Genomic DNA, 16385 nt, shown 5'->3' with positions numbered 1-16385 from the left:
CACGGTGCTAACGCATGAGGTGTAACAGCAGCCATCCGCCTAACATCGACCAGGCCAGCATCGGGATAGAAAACAAGTGGAAACGCCACCAAACGCGCGCGTCCTGCGCCATCCGCAAGGCAATCAGGTTGGCGAGCGAACCCGGCAATAAGCCAAATCCGCCGATATTCACCGCCCACGCCAGCACCTCCGACGGTGGCACTTTCTGCAAAAGCAGAATGGTGGCGGGAACGTTACTAATGAATTGCGACAAGCCAATCGCCAGCAAATAGATTCCGCCCTCGCCTAGCTGACCAATAGCGGCAAAGTGCGGCTGCAGCCAGGACAAATGCATCAACAGGAAGACATCGATAAACATCGCCACGAACACCAGCAGCAAACTCCAGTCGATGCTGATCAACACGCTGCGCGCCATGATCAGGAAACAGGCCGCCACCAGCAGCAGCGCCCAGCCGGTCATTTTCAGCTCGAGCGCGACGATAAATACGATATACAGCAGCACGCTAATCGTGAACAACGGTTTGCGCCACGCCTGAGTTTCACTCTGCTCATGCTTTTGGATCGCGCGCGCCGGGAAACTCCACCAGGTTAACGCCATCAGCGAAAGCAGTAAAAATGCCGCCAGCGGCGCCATCTGCGCAATGAAACCGGGCACGCTAAGCGTGCCGTGACTCCACAGCAGAATGTTTTGCGGGTTACCAACCGGCGTCAGTAAGGAACCCGCGTTCACTGCCAACGCTTCGAAAATGATCAGGCGCGAAATGGGCAGCCGCGAGAATTTACGCAGCGTCAGCGTCAGCGGCACCAGAATAAACAGCGCAACATCGTTGGTGAGAAAAGTTGAGAGCAACGCGGCGGCGCACACCATGAATAACGCCAATGCGCGTTCATGCTGGAAACGCTGAATCAGACGTGCGCCGAGCACATCAAAATAGCCGCTGTTTTCCAGCCCTTTGGTCAGCATCAGTAAGCCGGTGAGCGTCATGATGGTATGCCAGTCCACAGCGGAAGGCAGTTGCGACCAGCGGAAATTCGCCAGCGGCAACATGATCACACCCAACAGCAACAACAAATGCAAAATACGATCGCGCATAAAAGAACGAAGCAGATTGGGCATGATGGCGGAAGGCCTTGTAGTTAGCGATTCTCGTAGAATTTCTGGAACACGGCCAAAGTTTCATCACTAACGTGATGCTCCAGGCCTTCTGAATCACGGCGCGCGGTTTCCGGGCTAACGCCCAGCGCCAACAGGAAAGTTTCAACAATATGATGGCGGACGCGGCTCGCTTCAGCCAGCTTCTCGCCTTCGGCGGTGAGGAATACACCGCGATACGGCACTTGCTCAACCAAACCGGTGGTGCCAAGACGCTTTAACATTTTCGCCACGGTCGGCTGGGAAACGCCCAAACGGGCAGCCATATCCACCTGACGCGCTTCGCCAAATTCACGAATCAAATCAGAGATTAATTCAACGTAGTCATCGATCAGCTCACGACGATGCGCCTCGCGCACCTGACGAAATCCTTCGACATGCTCCTCTATCTCTTTTAGCGGGCCCTGGGGCATGTTGGTGGCGATTTTTGCACGACGACTCATCTAACTTCCTCTTTATTATCTGCCGCACTTTACCTGCGGTGCGGGCTGGCTGCGCCCATTGTAAACCAGGCACAAATAAGCACAAATTTTTCCTAAATAGTGTTGGCTAAAGAGTATAGCCAGTGCTATCTTTGTTGATAATGTAAGCGAATAGCTTATAAAGGCTACAAAGAAATGTCGTCATTCACTCGGGAGGTGAACATGACTACCATGAAAAACTGCCTCGACTGTGGCAAATGTTTCCAGGCTGAACAAAGCAAACCGGCTTTTGAGCTGAAATCGCTGCTGTGCCTGTTGACCCGCTCGCCGTTTGCGCTGCGCTTGATGCTGATTGAAAAGCTCACCGGCAAACAGCTGGTTGAACGTCCGTGCCCAAAACTGATCTGGCGCGGCTAATGTTCCCGACGCATACAAATTCCAATAAAGCCCGCTCATGTAGCGGGCTTTGTGTTTCTGGCGGCAGGTAAATCGTTAATCGCGCCCATAAAAAAACGGTCCCGAAGGACCGTTTATTGTGCAACTGGTCTAAGCAAGAACTTAGAAGCTGTAACCTACGCCAGCAATCCAGGTGCCAACGTCAACGTTGCGGATACGGCTCTGCTCGTAACCCACGTCAACAGCGATGTTTTCGATTGGGTTGAACTGCATGCCCGCACCGTAAGAGAAACCGTAGTCGCTTGAATCAGACTTAGAACGTACTGAATTGTCGTTCTGCTGGTATTTACCGTAACCCACACCAACAACACCGTAGATGCTCGCCCAGTCGTTCAGACGGTAAGCAGGACCACCGGTGATGCCGTAGTACTGAGCTTTGTTATAAGCGCCAGCATCAGTACGATCTTTTTCGGTATAGGTGAAAGAACCGATCCAACCCAGTGGGTTAGTACCGTCTTCGTAACGATATTTCAGGTTGAAGCCGTTTGCTTTGTTAGCAACGCCTTGATAATCGCTCTGAGCGTAACCACCGGTAACGGTGCTTTGTGCCATGGCAGAACCTGCAGAAACTGCAAGTACACAAGCCAATGCTGAAAGACATGCAATTTTTTTCATAACCACCTCAAATGTGAATATACTTCTCTCCTGACAACGCTCTAAATATAACAAAAAACAGCAAGAAACTCTGCCCGCATTTTGTTGTCTAACAGATTGTTTGGTGTAACAGAAAGTTAATGAAGTTTCCTATGTCATTCATTTTACTTATAAAAAGCATCATATTCCTGCAACATAAATAACGATCACAAAAAATGCCTTTAAGTAAATTCCTAAACTAACCTGACGTTTCTTTACGGAAATGGCACTAAAAATGGCCAAATTCTGACCTGCCAGCGCGTTTTATTTCCCCGATTCGCGTCTCCTTATTTGCCTGAGATTCCATTACACTGAGCGCTTGTTGCTCTGCTGTTAATAAATAAAAGGAATGGATTACAGGATGTCTGCGCCTCTGACGACCAAAAATATGGCCCCAGTGTTGTTCCCTGTTGCTGTGCTGCTGATTGCCATGCTCTCACTACAGGGCGGCGCTTCACTGGCAAAATCGATGTTTTCCACCGTTGGCGCCACTGGCATTACCGCGCTGCGTCTTGGTCTTGGCACCCTGATTCTCTGCATTATCTTTAAACCCTGGCGTTTGCGCTTCACGCGCGAGCAGCGCAAACCGCTGCTGATGTACGGTTTAGCGCTGGGCTGCATGAACTATCTCTTCTATTTAGCGATTCGCACCGTGCCGCTGGGCGTTGCCGTCGGATTGGAGTTTTTGGGTCCGCTGACTTTGGCGTTGATCGGCGCGCGTCGTCCGCTTGATTTTCTTTGGGTGTTGCTGGCGGTGGCGGGTTTGTGGTTCCTGTTGCCCATCGGTGAAGGGATGAGTCATATCGATCCGCTCGGTGCGTTGCTGGCGGTAGGTGCGGGTGCCTGCTGGGCGGTGTATATCCTTGCAGGACAGCGTGCCGGCGCGGAGCATGGTCCGGCGACGGTGGCGATGGGTTCGCTAATTGCCTCGGTGATTTTTGTGCCGCTCGGCCTGACCTTTGCCGCGCCGGGCATCTGGCATTGGGAAGTATTGCCGCTGGCACTGCTTATCGCCCTGCTCTCCAGCGCCATTCCCTATTCTTTAGAGATGATGGCGCTGACACGACTGCCAGCACGCATTTTTGGTACCTTAATGAGTCTGGAACCGGCGATGGCGGCGTTATCAGGCATATTATTCCTGGGCGAGCTATTGACGCTGAAGCAGTGGATTGCGCTGCTGGCGATCATCATCGCCTCGGCTGGTTCAACGCTCACCATGAAACAAAAAAGCGCAAAAATAAGCGAAGTCGACATTACGCATCCGCAATAAATATTCAATAATTCAGCCTGCTGCGCGGCAGGCTAAATATAGAAGCATTCTCATTATCATTTTTAACGCGGTATTAAGATTTTTCCGTTATTATTTTGCAACACGTTTAATAAATAATTAACATGCCTCACAAGCATCTGTTTTAACTGAAATAATCATCAAGATGCACAATCCCTGAGCAATGTTAAGGTTTATCTATTCCTGTCATTGATTTAATCAACCCTGCAAGTTAAAAAACTGCTGCTATACTTATTTCCGTGCTTGATTAGGACAACCATCAATAAGAGGACATTAATGATGAGTACCGCAAAACTGGTTAAAACTAAATCGTCTGATCTGATTTACACCCGTAATGACGTCGCTGACAGCGATAAAAAAGCGACCATCGAGGTGCTCAACCGTCTGGTAGTGGAGTTTATTGACCTGTCGCTGATCACCAAGCAGGCGCACTGGAACATGCGTGGCGCCAACTTTATTGGCGTACATGAGATGCTGGATGGTTTCCGTACCGCCATTACCGATCATCAGGACACTATCGCTGAACGTGTAGTTCAGTTAGGCGGCGTGGCGCTGGGTACCACTCAGATCGTTAACGATAAAACACCACTGAAAAGCTATCCGTTGAACATTCATAGCGTGCAGGATCACCTGAAAGCGCTGGCCGATCGCTATGCGATTGTGGCGAATGACACGCGTAAAGCTATCACTGAAGTCAGCGATGAAGATACCGCTGACATCTTCACTGCGGCATCGCGCGATCTGGATAAATTCCTGTGGTTTATCGAATCGAATATTGAATAAATTTCAGTGTTATAACGAAGGCGGGTTATCCCGCCTTTTTTTACGTCTGTAACATTGTGGTGCTTTTTTTGACGTTGTTAACATTTCCTTAATCCCTTCTTTCGCTCTCCCCGCCCTTGGTGCACACTGTGCCTGCACCACAACAGCACCACGCACCAAAATGAAGCACCAATAAGGTGCAAAACTTTTCTTCTGCGCAAAATCGTGTCAGCAAGTGCTTAAAACTACTGATTTCGAGCAAAATGAAAAGTTGGCATAATTTTTTCATATGATAGGCCGTACATCGGGCCACCAGGCCTGAGGGGTAATAAGGAAAAAAATGATGAAGTCATTGATTAAAGTCTCCGTGGCCGCGCTGGCGCTGGCCTTCTCGCTTTCCTCCACCGCAGCAGACAAAAAACTGATCGTCGCAACTGACACCGCATTTGTTCCCTTTGAGTTCAAACAAGGCGATAAATACGTCGGTTTTGACATCGATCTGTGGGATGCCATCGCGAAAGAACTGAAACTCGATTACGCCTTCAAGCCAATGGATTTCAGCGGCATCATTCCTGCGCTGCAAACCAAAAATATTGACCTGGCGCTGGCGGGTATCACCATCACCGAAGAACGTAAAAAAGCCATCGAGTTCTCTGACGGCTACTACAAAAGCGGCCTGCTGGTGATGGTGCGCGAGAATGAAAAAGACGTTAAAAGCATTGACGATCTGAACGGCAAAGTGGTGGCGGTGAAGAGCGGCACCGGTTCGGTGGATTACGCTAAAGCGCACATCAAGTCTAAAGACCTGCGCCAGTTCCCTAACATCGACAACGCGTACATGGAGTTAGGCACTAACCGTGCTGACGCCGTACTGCACGATACGCCGAACATCCTGTACTTTATCAACACCGCCGGTAAAGGCCGCTTCAAAGCGTTAGGCGAGTCAATTGAAGCGCAGCAGTATGGCATCGCGTTCCCGAAAGGCAGCGACGACCTGCGTGAAAAAGTGAACGGCGCCCTGAAAACTCTGCGCGACAACGGCACTTACAACACCATCTATAAAAAATGGTTCGGTACTGAACCAAAATAATTGCGGCCTGAGCCGATTTTTCCAGCAGGGAGCCTGACACTCCCTGCTTTTTACATTTCCACGCAACAGATTTTGGAGTCACACCATGGAGTTTGACTGGAGCGTCATTTGGCCTGCCCTGCCGATTTTAATCGAAGGCGCCAAAATGACCCTGCTGATCTCGGTCCTCGGCCTGGTCGGCGGTTTAATTATCGGTTTAGTTGCCGGTTTTGCCCGCGCCTACGGCGGCTGGATCACCAACAACATCGCCTTAGTCTTCATCGAACTGATTCGCGGTACGCCAATCGTGGTTCAGGTGATGTTTATCTACTTCGCCCTGCCGATGGCTTTCCCGGATCTGCGTATCGATCCGTTCAGCGCGGCGGTGGTCACCATCATGATCAACTCCGGCGCTTATATCGCGGAAATCACGCGCGGTGCGGTACTGTCGATTAATAAAGGCTTCCGTGAAGCGGGTCTGGCGCTGGGTCTGTCGCGCCGCGAGACCCTGCGTTATGTGATCATGCCGCTGGCCCTGCGCCGTATGCTGCCACCGCTGGGTAATCAGTGGATTGTCAGCATCAAAGATACGTCGCTGTTTATCGTGATTGGCGTGGCCGAACTGACGCGTCAGGGTCAGGAGATCATTGCCGGTAACTTCCGCGCGCTGGAGATCTGGAGCGCCGTTGCCATTATCTATTTGGTTATTACGTTGGTGTTGAGCTTTGTGCTGCGCCGTATTGAGAAAAGGATGAAAATTCTGTGATTGAATTTAAAAACGTCTCGAAGAATTTCGGCCAGACTCAGGTTCTGCACAACATCAACCTGAAGATTAATCAAGGCGAAGTAGTGGTGATTATCGGGCCGTCCGGTTCCGGTAAATCCACACTGCTGCGCTGCATCAACAAGCTGGAAGAGATCACCACCGGCGAGCTGGTTGTCGATGGCATGAAGGTCAATGATCCGAAAGTGGATGAGCGACTGATTCGTCAGGAAGCGGGCATGGTGTTCCAGCAGTTCCATCTGTTCCCACAGATGAGCGCGCTGGATAACGTCGCCTTTGGTCCGATTCGCGTGCGTGGTACGAAGAAAGAGGAAGCGCATAAGCTGGCGCGTGAGCTGCTGGGTAAAGTGGGCCTCGCCGAGCGTGCACACCACTTCCCGTCTGAGCTTTCCGGTGGTCAGCAGCAGCGCGTGGCGATTGCGCGTGCGTTGGCGGTGAAACCGAAGATGATGCTGTTTGATGAGCCAACCTCAGCGCTGGATCCCGAGCTGCGTCACGAAGTACTGAAAGTGATGCAGGATCTGGCGGAAGAAGGCATGACGATGGTCATCGTGACGCACGAAGTCGGTTTCGCCCAAAAAGTGGCTTCGCGTCTGATCTTTATCGACAAAGGCACCATCGCAGAAGATGGCAACCCGGACGATCTGATCACCAACCCGCCGAGCGACCGTCTGCGCGAGTTCCTGCAGCACGTATCCTAAGCTCTGCCATTAAACCGTCGCCCATTTTCGGCGGCGGTTTTTTACATGCACAATTTGTAGCGGCGCGATAAATCGCGCCACTACGGCAGGTACCACGATTCAATTTTCCTTTTCAAAATCTTCACCTTCCATCACTGACTATACTTCTCTCTTGTGCCGCTGCGCGAAGCTAAAGGAGAAAAGCGATGTCGTCTGCCAGCCCACCATGGCGTTCAGCCGTGTGGTTACTCTTCAGTTTGTTCACTCTGTTTCTCATTCCCCCGGCGCAGGCCGTTAATCTGCCGCAGGCGGCCGTCGCAGCACAGCAGCCGCAAACCCCGGCAGCGGATGATAAAGCCCAAGGCGAACCCAGCTTAGACGAGAAAAAAGCCGCCTATGCCGCGCTGGCGAATATTCTGGATAACAACGCCTCGCGTCAGGAGCTGATCGATCAGTTACGTCAGGCTGCCAACAGCCAATCCACCAGCGACCAACCGGTGCTGGCGCCGCCGCAGGCCAATCAGGACGATCTCACGGTACTGGAGAGCGTCACCAGCGTAACGCGTGAATACGGCGGCGCGGTGGCCGCGCAGTTTGTGCAACTGCATGACAACATCACCAATGCGCCACACAAATCCTTTAACCAGCAAACCTTCTTCAACGCGCTGAAATACTTCGCTGCGCTCTCCGCCGCGGTGTTTGCATTTTACTGGCTGACACGCCGCCTAATGTGGCCGGTGTGGCGCCGCATGGGCCGCTGGGGACGCGATCAAAACCTTGAGCGCACCAAGTGGCTGCACTTGCCCGCCACTATCTTGATGGCCTTTGTGCTCGATATTGTGCTGCTAGCGCTGACGCTGTTTGTCGGTCAGATCATCAGCGACAACTATCACAACAACAACCGCACCATCGCCTATCAGCAAGGCCTTTTCCTTAACGCTTTCGCGCTGATTGAGTTCTTTAAAGCGGTGCTGCGGCTGATATTCTGCCCGCGTTTCCCTACGCTGCGCTTCTTCCACTTAACCGATGCGCGCGCCAGCTACTGGAACACACGTCTGAGCTGGCTAAGCGGCATCATCGGTTACGGTTTACTGGTGGTGGTGCCGATTGTCTCCAATCAGGTGAATATTCAGGTGGCGGCGCTGGTCAACATGCTGATTATGGGGATCATGACCGGCTGGGCGCTGTGGCTGATTTTCCGCAACAAAAGCAACATGCATCATGAACTGTCGCGTCTTGCCGATCGCAGCTTGAGCTTCTTTGCGCTGTTCATCCGCGCCTTTGGCATGGTGTGGCACTGGCTGGCCAGCGCCTACTTTATCGCGCTGTTCCTGTTCTCGATCTTCAATCCCGGCGACAGCCTGAAGTTTATGATGTCCGCCACGGTGCGCAGCCTGGCGATCGTGGTTATCGCCGCGCTGATTTCCGGCATGCTGACGCGCTGGATTGGCAAAACCGTCACGCTGTCGCCCGACATGCGCCGCAACTATCCCGAGCTGCAAAAGCGCGTTAACGATTGGGTGAAAGCGCTGCTGAAACTGGCGCGCGTGGTCACGGTGTTTGCCACGCTGTTGCTGCTGCTCAACGCATGGAATCTGTTTGATCTCTGGCACTGGCTCACGCTTGGCGCCGGCCAAAAAATGGTGGATGTGCTGATTCGTATCGTGATCATTGTGCTGCTGTCGGCAGTCGGCTGGACGCTGCTGGCAAGCCTGATCGAAAGTCGCCTCGCCTCAGATTCGCACGGCCGCCCCATGCCGAGCGCACGCACCCGCACGCTGCTGACGCTGTTTCGTAACGCGCTGGCGGTCGTAATAAGCACCATCACCATTATGATTTTACTGTCGGAAGTGGGCGTCAATATTGCGCCGCTGCTGGCCGGTGCCGGTGCGCTCGGTCTGGCGGTGTCGTTCGGTTCGCAAACGCTGGTGAAGGACATCATCACCGGCATCTTTATCCAGTTTGAGAACGGCATGAACACCGGTGATCTAGTCACCATTGGCCCGATCACCGGTACGGTGGAGCGCATGTCGATTCGCTCGGTGGGCGTGCGTCAGGATACCGGTGCGTATCACATTATTCCGTGGTCATCGATCACCACCTTCGCCAACTTTGTGCGCGGCATCGGCTCGTTCGTGGCGAACTACGATGTGGATCGCAGTGAAGATACCGAACGCGTTAACCAAACGCTGCAGGGCGCGGTGAAAGAGCTGCTGGAGAACCCGGAGATTCGCGGCATGGTGATTGGCGAGCCGAGTTTTGCCGGATTAGTGGGATTAACCAACCAATCCTTTACCGTGCGCGTGTCATTCACCACCCAGCCGCTGAAGCAGTGGACGGTACGTTTTGCGCTGGATGATAAGGTGAAGAAGCATTTTGATGCGGCCGGCATTAAAGCGCCGCATCAAACGGTAGCAGTGATGCAAACCGGCAGCGATATTACCACCGCTGCCAGCTTACCGGCGTTGCCGCCGGCGCAATGAGGTTAGCGTTTCAGCCGTTTGGCGCGCGTCGCCGGCGGCTGGAACGTCCAGGCGATAAAGCGGCTCTGCTTCTGCCCTTGCGCCATCTCGATGATGCGCACTTCGTAAGCATCGAGATCGCGCAGTTGGTCGCGCAGCGCCGGTAAATTCTCTTTGCGCGAGACCAGCGAGGTGAACCAAATAATGGCGTCTGAGTGCGTCACGCTTTCAGCGATCATTTGACCAACGAACTTGCGCTCGCCGCCGTCACACCACAATTCGTTGTGATGGCCACCAAAATTAAGCGGCGCATTTTTGCCTAAGCCAAGGTTGCGCGTTTTGCGCTGACCCACGCTGGCCGCCTCTTCCGCAGATGAATGGAAAGGCGGATTGCACAGCACCGCATGATAGCGTTCATTCTTATGCACCACGCCGGCGAAAATCGCCGAGGCCTCTTTTTGCCGACGCAGACGCACGCCGCGCTGCAAGCCCGGATTACTCGCCACAACCTGCCCGGCCACGGTAATCGCTTCGGCGGTGATATCGGTGCCGGTGAAGCGCCAGCCATATTCGGCGTTGCCAATCAGCGGATAGATGCAGTTCGCGCCGCAGCCGATATCCATTACATCCAGATCGCGTGGAACCACGCAGCCGTTGTCGCTCGCCAGCAGATCGGCCAGCGCATGAACGTAATCGGCACGGCCCGGCACCGGCGGCGTCAGATAACCTGCAGGTAGCTGCCAGTTGAGGTTATAGAACAGCTTCAGCAGCGCCTGATTCAGCAGCATCACCGCTTCAGGATCGGCGAAATCCACCGACAACTCGCCGTAGCCGTTGGGACGCACTTTCACCGCCAGCGGCGGATGGGCTGCGGTCAGAGCAGCAAAATCATAACGGCCCTGGTGGCGGTTACGCGGATGGAAAGGTGACGTGGCGGCTGGCTTGTTCATAGTTTCTCCGGAAAATAGCGCGGGCGTAAGATACTCTGGCTAGCGGCATCGCACAATGCGCTTAATCGAATTCACCGTATTAGATGAGATTAGTGCACCACACTCAGGTTCTCTTATAAGGATGGTTATGACTCGTCAGCGTTACTCTTATCAGCCCCGCGCGGGACACGGTTTGCCGCACGATCCGTTGAACGCCATCGTCGGCCCTCGCCCAATCGGTTGGGTCAGCTCGCAAAGCGCCCGCGGCGTACGCAATTTAGCGCCCTACAGCTTCTTTAACTGCTTTAACTATCATCCGCCGATTATTGGTTTTGCCAGCAGCGGCTGGAAAGACAGCGTACAAAATATCTCAGAGACCAAAGAGTTTGTCTGGAATCTGGCCACGCGTCCGCTGGCCGAGGCGATGAATGAGAGCTCCGCATCGGTGCCGTCAGAACAGGATGAGTTTGCGCTGGCGGGATTAACGCCGCTTGCAGCGTCACACGTCAATGTCAGCATGGTGGCGGAAAGCCCGGTGAATTTTGAGTGCAAGTTGACGCAGTTGATTCAGTTGCAGGATGCCCAGGGCCAGCCGATTGATAGCTGGCTGGTGCTGGGCGAAGCGGTCGCCATTCATATTGATGAAGCCCTGCTGGAAGAGGGTATTTATCAAACGGCCAAAGCGCAGCCGATCCTGCGTGCCGGAGGCCCGTCGGCCTATTACGGCATCAGCGAAGAACTGCGTTTCGATTTGGTACGGCCGGACGCTCGCCGCTGATCCTTGGTCAGGTCGCCGTAAATGGCGACCATGTTACAAACCGCTCTTCAACACCTCTACCGCCCGCGCGATCTCCGGTGCCAGCCACCGGTCTTCCTGCCAGTTGGCAACCACCGCGCGCAAGCGTCGCAATGCCTGCGCCGTTCCCTGCGCCAGCTGCTCTTCGCCGTGGAAATCCAGCGCCTGCGCCGCCAGCAGATACTCGATCGCCAGAATCTGCCACACGTTGCCCACCAGCTTCAGCAGCTTCAGCGCCGCGCCGGTGCCGAGGCTGAGATGATCCTCCTGCAAACCCGAGGTCACATAGTTATCCAGCACCGCCGGCTGCGCCAGCTGGCGATTCTCCGCACAGAGTGACGCCGCCACATACTGCGCAATCATCATGCCGGAGTTAACGCCCGGCTGCGCAACCAGAAACGCCGGTAAGCCGCTCACCAGCGGATTGACTAAACGATCAAGCCGCCGCTCAGCGATGCTGCCGATTTCCGCCATGGCAATTGCCAGCAGATCCGCCGCCATCGCCACCGATTCGCCGTGCGGGTTAGCCTGCGACACTACGCGCCAGTTATCCGCCGTGCCGAGCACCAGCGGATTATCGGTGCAGGCATTGAGTTCGGTTTCAATCTGGCGCGCCGCGTGATCGAACTGATCGCGGCTGGCACCATGTACATGCGGCATGGATCGCAGGCTGAGCGCATCCTGAGTGCGAATGCCAACGCTGGTCGTCAGCAGCGGGCTATCACTCAGCAATGCGCGTAAGCGCTGACCGCTCAGCTGCATGCCCGGACTGGCTTTCAGCGCGATCACTTCGGCATCAAAGGCCACCCGCTGTCCACGCAGCGCCTCAAAACTCATCGCACCGGTGACATCGGCCCAATCCAGCAAACGCGCCGCATCATCCAGCGCCAGGCAGGACAAGCCGGTCATGCACGGCGTGCCGTTGACCAGGCTCAAACCCTCTTTGGCCCCCGGACGATAAGGCTGTAATCCCGCCAGCGTTAACGCCTGCGCCGCGGGCATGATCTGGTTTTGATACTCCACGTCGCCGACACCAATCAGCGCCAGGCCGATATGCGCCATATGACTGAGGTAGCCGACCGAACCCTGCGACGGCACCTGCGGCGTAATCTGCTGATTGAGCAGCGCCAGCAGATGCTGCACCAGCGCTACCGACACGCCCGATTTGCCGTGGCTGTAATTGGCAATCGCCGCGCACAGAATGGCGCGCGCCTGCTCACGCGTCAGTAGCGGCCCCACGCCACAGGCGTGGCTTAGCAGCGTATTGCGCGACAGCTGGCTGAGCTGATCTTCCGGCAGCGTGATGTTGCACAGCGCGCCGAGGCCGGTATTGATGCCGTAAGCGATCTGGCCGCTGGCGACAATCTCATCGACAATCGCGCGCCCCTGCGCAATGCGCTGCCAGGCGCTGACGCTCAAACTGAGTTCCGCGTTGTGCCGCGCCACCTGCACCAGCTCTTGCCAGGTTAATGGGCTGTCGCCCCATACAATGGTCATGCTGGCTGCTCCGCGCCGTGATGGCTGGAGATAAACTGCTTAAAGCGCTGCGATCCCTGGGCGCCAAACATCTCTTCCGGCGCGCCCTGACAATCAATGGTGCCCTGATGCATAAACACCACGCGGTTGGAGACGTTGCGCGCAAAGCCCATTTCGTGCGTCACCACCAGCATGGTGCGCCCCTCTTCCGCCAGGCTGCGCATCACTTTCAGCACTTCGCCCACCAGTTCTGGATCGAGCGCCGAAGTCGGTTCATCAAACAGCATCACTTCCGGATCCATCGCCAGCGCGCGGGCAATCGCCACGCGCTGCTGCTGGCCGCCCGAGAGTTGCGCCGGGTAGAAATCTTTGCGATTGAGTAAGCCAACGCGATCCAGCAGTTGCTCCGCCTGGGCGATGCAGCTTTTCTTGTCGCGCTTCAGCACATAGTGCGGCCCTTCAATGACGTTTTGCAGCACCGTCATGTGCGACCAAAGATTAAAGCTCTGGAACACCATGCCAAGGCGTGAACGCAAACGCTCAATCTGTTTCGGATTGGCCGCCAGCTGATGGCCGCGCGCATGGCGTTTCATCTCAATGGTTTCGCCGCCGACACTCACCACGCCAGCATCCGGCGTTTCCAGCAGGTTGATGCAGCGCAGCAAGGTACTTTTGCCCGAGCCGCTGGCGCCAAGAATCGAGATGACATCGCCTTGATGCGCCTGTAGCGAAATGCCTTTCAGAACTTCCATCGCGCCAAAGGATTTATGGATATCAGTGGCGGATAAGGTAACGGGTGATGTGGAATGCATATTACTCTCCGGCAAGCGGTTTAACGGCGGGCATCGGCTTTTTTGCGACACGATGCGCCGGGGTCAGACGGCGCTCTAACAGCGCGTATAGCTGGACGATAATAAAGTTGAGGATCAGGTAGATCGCCGCCGCACAGACAAACACCTCCATGGTGCGATAGGTACGCTGAATGATCTGCTGCGCCACGCCAGTCACGTCCCACACGGTGACGAGGCTGGCGAGTGCGGTGGACTTCACCAGCAAAATCGCTTCGGTGGAGTACGCCGGCAGCGCATAGCGCAGCATGATCGGCGCGATAATGCGGCGCAGCAGCAGCCAGCGTGACATGCCGCAGGCGAGACCGGCTTCCACTTGTCCGGCCGGCACGGCGAGCAGCGCTCCACGCAAAATCTCAGCGGTGTAGGCTGCCGTACAGAGTGACAGCGCCAGTACCGCGCAGATAAATGGCTCGCGCAGGAACGGCCAGACGAAGCTGTGGCGGATAACGCCAAACTGGCCAAGACCGTAATAGATGAGAAACAGCTGAATCATCAGCGGCGAGCCGCGAAACACCAGAATGTAGCCGCGTGCGAAGCCGCTCAGCACCCGCCAGCGGCTCATGCGCAGTGACAAAATGCCAATCGCCAATATGCCGCCGCAGAGAAAGGCGCTGATAAACAGGCCAAGCGTCACCGGCAGCGCGGCGCTCAGCTTGAGGAAGGTATCCGAGAGAAAAGCGAAGTCGATCATGCTGCTGCTCCTTAATGCTGCGCCGCAGTGCGACTTTGCCACGCGCGTCCGAGGCGCGACTCTGCCCGACGAAACGCATGATTAGACACCAGCGTCAGCACCAGATAACAGGCAGCGCCAACCAGATAAAACGTGAAGTAATCGCGCGTGGATCCCGCCGCAACCTGGCTGGCGCGCATCAGCTCGACGATGCCGGTGACCGACACCAGCGCCGAGTCTTTCAGGCTCATCTGCCACACGTTCGACATGCCCGGCAGCGCGTAACGCACCACCTGCGGCAGCAGAATGCGTTGCGCAATGCGCCAGCGTGGCATGCCAATCGCCACCGCCGCTTCCACTTCGCCTTTGGCTAGCGCCAGACGCGCCGCGCGATACACTTCACCCTGATACGAACCCGAGATGAGCCCGATGGCCAGCGCCCCAATCAGGAACGGCGGCGCTTCGATAAAGCCATCTGCGCCGAACATCTGCCCAACCAGCGTAATCAGGCCGGATCCACCAAAATAGAACAGGTAGATCACCAGCAGTTCCGGGATGCCGCGAAACACCACCGAATAGCCTTCACCCAACCAGCGCAGCCAGCGCTGAGGCGATAATTTGGCGGCCGCCACACCGGAACCGACCACCGCACCAATCATCAGCGCCACCAGCGACAGCAGCAGCGTGGTGCAGGCGGCGCTCAGGATCAGGCGGCCCCAACCATCAGCACCAAAACTCAGCAGGCTCATCATCTTTCACCTCACTTACGGAGTTACGTCAGTTTTAAACCACTTCTCACTGAGCTTTTTCACCGTGCCGTCAGCCAGCGCGGCATGGATCGCTTCATCGAGCCTGGCTTTCAGATCGTTATCCGCCATGCGTACGCCCATCGCTTCGCCCTCGCCCCAAATTGGACCGCCGAGCTGTGGGCCGCTGAAGACCAGATTGTTGTTCTCTTTGCGCGCCAGCATCGATTGCGCAAAGGTCACGTCATCGAACACCGCATCGATACGACCGGATTGCAGATCGAGCATCGCATCCGCCGAAGAGGTGTATTCGCGTACCTCGGTATCGCCTTTGAAGTACTTGTCGATAAAGGGCGTGTAAACCGTGCCGGAGGCGATACCAATGGTTTTGCCCTTCAGCGCCGCTTTCAGTGGGGCAATTGCCGCGTTGATCGCTTTCTCATCGTCATGCAGCTTGATGATGTTGTGATCGGCCGGCAGCAGCGGGCTATCTTTGGTGGTGATAAAGGTGGCGGGCGTTGAAGCGTATGGCGTGGTGAAGTTAACCACTTTTTTACGATCTGGCGTGATGACAATCGCATCCATGATCACGTCATATTTACCGGCGTTGAGGCCGGCGATCATGCCGTCCCAGTTCTGCACCACCAGCTTGCACTGAATGCCCATGCGCTTGCACAGGTCTTCCATCAGTTCCGGTTCAAAGCCGCCCAACTTGCCGCCCGGCAGCGTCAGGTTCCAGGGTTCATAGCTGCCTTCGGTAGCGATGGTGATCGATTTCCACTCTTTCGCCTGGACGGCAATGCCGCTGATCATCAGGCTGGCAAACAGGGTCGTGAGGCAAAAACGGCGAATCGGGGCGCGGTGCGTCATGCGGCTTCTCCTGGCTATTAATCGAATTTGGCAGTCTCTGCTTATGCAATATTTGCAGATGACCTTTCATGTATATACAAGTTAGCGTGCGGCAGATCATTGTCGGCATAAGCTTTTTGTGAGCCAGCCAGTATAAAAATTCATAATCGCTGCGCGGTCTTTACTTGTACATACAACCTAGCAAGCACTATGCCAAATCGGCAAAGCCGCAAATTCAGGGAGATGGTCACGCGATGGACGTAATATTGCACCGCGAGGAGGCAAGGTGTGCATTGTGGTGGTGCAGGAACATGAATCGTAGCGGCGCGATTAATCGCGCGTATGAATGGCGACCACAT

General features: G+C 55.1%; 17 protein-coding genes. 8 read left to right on the top strand and 9 right to left on the bottom strand.

Annotated elements, in window-relative coordinates; all coding sequences use genetic code 11:
- Positions 1-7: 7 nt before the first annotated feature.
- Together P6287_RS06495 and mntR are read right to left on the bottom strand one after the other, a co-directional pair.
- Positions 8-1117 (bottom strand): SLC13 family permease, encoded by a 1110-nt coding sequence (locus tag P6287_RS06495; RefSeq protein WP_137385455.1) that lies wholly within the window; start codon positions 1115-1117, stop codon positions 8-10.
- A 20-nt stretch (positions 1118-1137) separates the two neighbouring features.
- Positions 1138-1596 (bottom strand): manganese-binding transcriptional regulator MntR, encoded by a 459-nt coding sequence (gene mntR / locus P6287_RS06490; RefSeq protein WP_101761012.1) that lies wholly within the window; start codon positions 1594-1596, stop codon positions 1138-1140.
- Between the two features lie 201 nt (positions 1597-1797).
- Here mntR and P6287_RS06485 point away from each other — a divergent pair, with 201 nt between their 5' ends.
- Positions 1798-1992 carry a hypothetical protein gene (locus P6287_RS06485; RefSeq protein WP_101761013.1) on the top strand — a complete coding sequence of 65 codons (195 nt, stop codon included), beginning with the start codon at positions 1798-1800 and terminating at the stop codon, positions 1990-1992.
- A gap of 141 nt (positions 1993-2133) precedes the next feature.
- Here the strand turns inward: P6287_RS06485 and ompX are convergent, their stop codons facing one another.
- A complete protein-coding gene (gene ompX, locus P6287_RS06480) occupies positions 2134-2646 on the bottom strand; it encodes an outer membrane protein OmpX (protein ID WP_101761014.1) in 513 nt (170 codons plus the stop codon).
- A 379-nt stretch (positions 2647-3025) separates the two neighbouring features.
- On the opposite strand from ompX, the gene rhtA reads away from it, so the two are divergent.
- The 6 genes from rhtA (at position 3026) to ybiO (ending at position 9730) form a co-directional block, all read left to right on the top strand.
- Positions 3026-3934, top strand: coding sequence for a threonine/homoserine exporter RhtA (gene rhtA, locus P6287_RS06475; protein ID WP_110865811.1), 909 nt, complete (start codon positions 3026-3028; stop codon positions 3932-3934).
- Between the two features lie 297 nt (positions 3935-4231).
- The gene (gene dps, locus P6287_RS06470) at positions 4232-4735 is read left to right on the top strand and encodes a DNA starvation/stationary phase protection protein Dps (RefSeq protein WP_036620516.1); all 504 of its coding nucleotides are present in this window, start codon (positions 4232-4234) and stop codon (positions 4733-4735) included.
- A gap of 322 nt (positions 4736-5057) precedes the next feature.
- The gene (gene glnH / locus P6287_RS06465; RefSeq protein ID WP_277974911.1) at positions 5058-5804 is read left to right on the top strand and encodes a glutamine ABC transporter substrate-binding protein GlnH; all 747 of its coding nucleotides are present in this window, start codon (positions 5058-5060) and stop codon (positions 5802-5804) included.
- A gap of 85 nt (positions 5805-5889) precedes the next feature.
- Complete coding sequence (glnP, locus tag P6287_RS06460) at positions 5890-6549, top strand: glutamine ABC transporter permease GlnP (protein WP_007887744.1); 660 nt, start codon at positions 5890-5892, stop codon at positions 6547-6549.
- Positions 6546-7268, top strand: coding sequence for a glutamine ABC transporter ATP-binding protein GlnQ (gene glnQ, locus P6287_RS06455; protein WP_110865810.1), 723 nt, complete (start codon positions 6546-6548; stop codon positions 7266-7268). The genes glnP and glnQ overlap by 4 nt, the downstream gene beginning before the upstream one ends.
- Positions 7269-7453: 185 nt before the next feature.
- A complete protein-coding gene (ybiO, locus tag P6287_RS06450; protein ID WP_277974690.1) occupies positions 7454-9730 on the top strand; it encodes a mechanosensitive channel protein in 2277 nt (758 codons plus the stop codon).
- Between the two features lie 2 nt (positions 9731-9732).
- Here ybiO and rlmF read toward each other — a convergent pair whose 3' ends face one another.
- Positions 9733-10659 carry a 23S rRNA (adenine(1618)-N(6))-methyltransferase RlmF gene (gene rlmF, locus P6287_RS06445; RefSeq protein ID WP_277974689.1) on the bottom strand — a complete coding sequence of 309 codons (927 nt, stop codon included), beginning with the start codon at positions 10657-10659 and terminating at the stop codon, positions 9733-9735.
- A 127-nt stretch (positions 10660-10786) separates the two neighbouring features.
- Between rlmF and P6287_RS06440 the strand changes: the two genes are divergently transcribed.
- Positions 10787-11416, top strand: a complete 630-nt coding sequence (locus tag P6287_RS06440; protein WP_110865807.1) for a flavin reductase family protein — start codon at positions 10787-10789, stop codon at positions 11414-11416.
- Positions 11417-11449: 33 nt separating this feature from the next.
- Here the strand turns inward: P6287_RS06440 and hutH are convergent, their stop codons facing one another.
- From hutH to P6287_RS06415, 5 genes are read right to left on the bottom strand one after another with little or no spacing between them, the layout of a single operon-like run.
- Entirely contained in the window at positions 11450-12931 is a 1482-nt protein-coding gene (hutH, locus tag P6287_RS06435; RefSeq protein ID WP_277974688.1) for a histidine ammonia-lyase, read from the bottom strand.
- Positions 12928-13722 (bottom strand): ATP-binding cassette domain-containing protein, encoded by a 795-nt coding sequence (locus tag P6287_RS06430; protein ID WP_101761021.1) that lies wholly within the window; start codon positions 13720-13722, stop codon positions 12928-12930. The genes hutH and P6287_RS06430 overlap by 4 nt, the downstream gene beginning before the upstream one ends.
- Before the next feature lies 1 nt (position 13723).
- Complete coding sequence (locus tag P6287_RS06425) at positions 13724-14452, bottom strand: ABC transporter permease subunit (RefSeq protein ID WP_101761022.1); 729 nt, start codon at positions 14450-14452, stop codon at positions 13724-13726.
- A gap of 11 nt (positions 14453-14463) precedes the next feature.
- Entirely contained in the window at positions 14464-15183 is a 720-nt protein-coding gene (locus P6287_RS06420; protein ID WP_101761023.1) for an ABC transporter permease subunit, read from the bottom strand.
- A gap of 12 nt (positions 15184-15195) precedes the next feature.
- On the bottom strand, positions 15196-16047 hold the full coding sequence (locus P6287_RS06415; protein ID WP_192413936.1) for a transporter substrate-binding domain-containing protein: 852 nt from the start codon (positions 16045-16047) through the stop codon (positions 15196-15198).
- Between the last annotated feature and the right edge of the window lie 338 nt (positions 16048-16385).

Origin of the sequence: Pantoea sp. X85 (genome assembly GCF_029623675.1) — a bacterium.
GTDB lineage: Bacteria > Pseudomonadota > Gammaproteobacteria > Enterobacterales > Enterobacteriaceae > Pantoea > Pantoea leporis.
Note: the sequence above shows the minus strand (reverse complement) of the source record. Positions and strands in the feature narration are given on the sequence as shown.